Source organism: Occallatibacter sp. (assembly GCF_049802275.1).
Lineage (GTDB): Bacteria > Acidobacteriota > Terriglobia > Terriglobales > Acidobacteriaceae > Telmatobacter.
The window spans coordinates 1-2,367 of sequence record NZ_JBARMD010000685.1 but is presented as its reverse complement, the minus strand read 5'-3'; the positions used below and the strand labels follow the sequence as shown (position 1 = coordinate 2,367).

2 protein-coding genes are annotated in these 2,367 nt (G+C 58.1%); one reads left to right on the top strand and one right to left on the bottom strand.

Features of this window, described 5'->3' with window-relative positions:
* Positions 1-450: GNAT family N-acetyltransferase (locus WA354_RS23140; RefSeq protein WP_472815390.1), on the bottom strand; the 450-nt coding region annotated here is incomplete at its 3' end.
* A 397-nt stretch (positions 451-847) separates the two neighbouring features.
* On the opposite strand from WA354_RS23140, the gene WA354_RS23135 reads away from it, so the two are divergent.
* Positions 848-2,053 (top strand): carboxypeptidase regulatory-like domain-containing protein, encoded by a 1,206-nt coding sequence (locus WA354_RS23135; RefSeq protein ID WP_472815389.1) that lies wholly within the window; start codon positions 848-850, stop codon positions 2,051-2,053.
* Positions 2,054-2,367: the final 314 nt, after the last annotated feature.

Sequence of the window (2,367 nt, the reverse complement as noted above, 5' to 3'; positions counted from 1 at the left end):
CAGAAACTCTGCCCCCATGGCGCTGTAGAACTCGATCGCCGGTGTATTCCAGTCGAGAACCTCCCAGCCCAGCCTGGGACAATCCTTTTCCACCGCAATCGCCGCGACCCTTTGCAGCAGCGCTTTGCCAATTCCCAGCCCGCGTAATTCCGGCAGCACAAACAGATCCTCTAGATACACGCCCGCTCGACCCAGCCACGTCGAGTAGCTGAAAAAACAAAGCGCAAACCCCGCCGCTTTGCCGTCGTGTTCCGCCATCAGGCACCAGTAGTAGGGGTTAGGCCCAAACCCGTCGCGCAGCAAATCCGCCTCGGTTGCCGTTACCGCGTCCGGCTCGCGCTCGTATTTGGCCAACCCCCGAATAAACTCAAGAATCTGCGGCACGTCTTCCGCCACTGCGGGTCTAACCGTGGTTGCCATGTCGGTATTGTAGGGTGTGATGCAGACCACAAGTGCTGCGAACCCGCGCAAACTACCATGATGAATCGGGCAGCCAGAAGCGATGTGACCCCGTCGGCATGCGAGACAAGTCCTTCATCCGGCCTTGTGTTCAAGCATCCGTTGGATTTACCTTGGGTCGTGCCGAGAAGAGCGCTTCTTGCCGTACCCGCTGCTTGCCTTGGCAACTGCAGGCGGCAACGACTGTTCGACAGAGTGTTGGTTCCCGGTTGTCGATGTGCCCGGCGATATCTCGCCGCCCGAAGTTTCTGGATGTTGTCAGGCGAATGCTCGGAGCGCATCTAACCTGCTGAGTGGGTTTAGATTTGTTGATGTCTGAGAGATTCGGAATTTTTTTCGATCGAGCATGCGGGCTTCTTGGCTCGCCCAAGCTCCCAAGGAGAAGGACATGAAACGTACGATTTCGCTCTGGATCGGATTGCTGGCGCTTGCTGTTTTGCCCGCCTTCGTCCAGACCTCCGCGCAAGCCACCGCGCCCGCCAATGTTGAGCCGACGGGCAAGATTCACGGCCACGTGATCAACCCCACAGGCGCATCCCAATCCGGCGGTACCGTAAGCCTCAACAACGGATCCAAGGAAGTCGTTACGTTCCCCGTTGACACCAACGGTGACTACTCAGGCTCCGCACCTCCGGGCACCTACACCTTCATCTACCGCACCCCCGGTATGGAAAAGGACAAGCAGGCCGACAAGTTCGAGAACATCAAGATCGTGGTCGGACAAGATACCGTCGCAGATGACGATATGTCGCGCAAAGAATATGTAGACACGCTCCCCGAAGAGACTCGCAAACAGCTCGCGGAAATGAAGTCGCATAACGCCGAGGCCCTCAAAGCCAACGCAATCATCAAGACGCTGAACGCGGATCTCAAGACTGCGATGGCTGATATCCACGAGGCAGACGCAGCACGTGCTACGGCAGCCCAGCAGTTGGGAGCCTCCGCGTCCAAAACTGATCTAGCGGCCAAAGAGAACGAAATCAAGACCGCCAAGTATACCGACGTCGTGACCCTCATGGAGAAGGACACCCAGGCTCGTCCAACGGAGTCGGTGCTCTGGGCCTATCTGGGCCAGGGGCAGTTGGGGCTCAAGAAATACGACGAAGCTGAAACCTCCTTCAAGAAGGCCATCGACCTTGAGGCCGCTTCGAAAAAGCCTCGCCCCGAAATCCAGGGACTGGCCAACTCCGGCCTCGGCGAAATCTACGCTCGCAGTGGCAAGGTGGCTGAAGCCGATGCCGCTTACGATGCCGCAGTCAAGGCTGACCCCACCAAGGCCAGCTTCTACTACAAGAATGAAGCAGTCATCTATTCACAGTCTGGAAACACCGAGGCTCAAGCCGCTGCGGCTGACAAGGCAATTGCTGCCAATCCCAACGACCCGCTGCCCTACTATTTGAAGGGCCAGGCGCTCATCACCAAGGCGACCGTCGATCCCAAAACCCAGCGCATCGTGCTGCCTGAAGGCTGCGGCGAAGCCTATCAGAAGTATCTTCAGCTTGATCCGACCGGCCCGTACTCGGCCGACGTCAAGGGCATCCTCGACTCAGCCGGCCAGAAGATCAACTCCACCTACAAGGCCACCAAGAAGTAGTTCGCAACTCTCCACATCAAAGGGCGCTCCCGGTCTTCGGGGGCGCCCTTTGCATTTTTGATGAACCGCCGCACCTCTTTCGCCTGCCTCGCCGCGGATGTTGGTGTCCCATAGCCTGCCCGGAGCCGAGGGTCTCGCTTTTGAGACCTGGGAACTCACGACCGCACGGATCGATCACGTCACGCCATCTACAATACAATTTCCTCAATGAGTTCCGATCTTCCCAGCTACGAACAGGCCGCTGCCGTCGTAGCCGCCCACGCTCAAAAAATCGCGCTACGCCACCACGGCACCGAGCGCATTACTCTCGCGAC

Excerpts from the sequence above, each read along its gene's own strand:
- WA354_RS23135 (WP_472815389.1), top strand. The coding sequence starts at position 848 with ATGAAACGTACGATTTCGCTCTGGATCGGATTGCTGGCGCTTGCTGTT.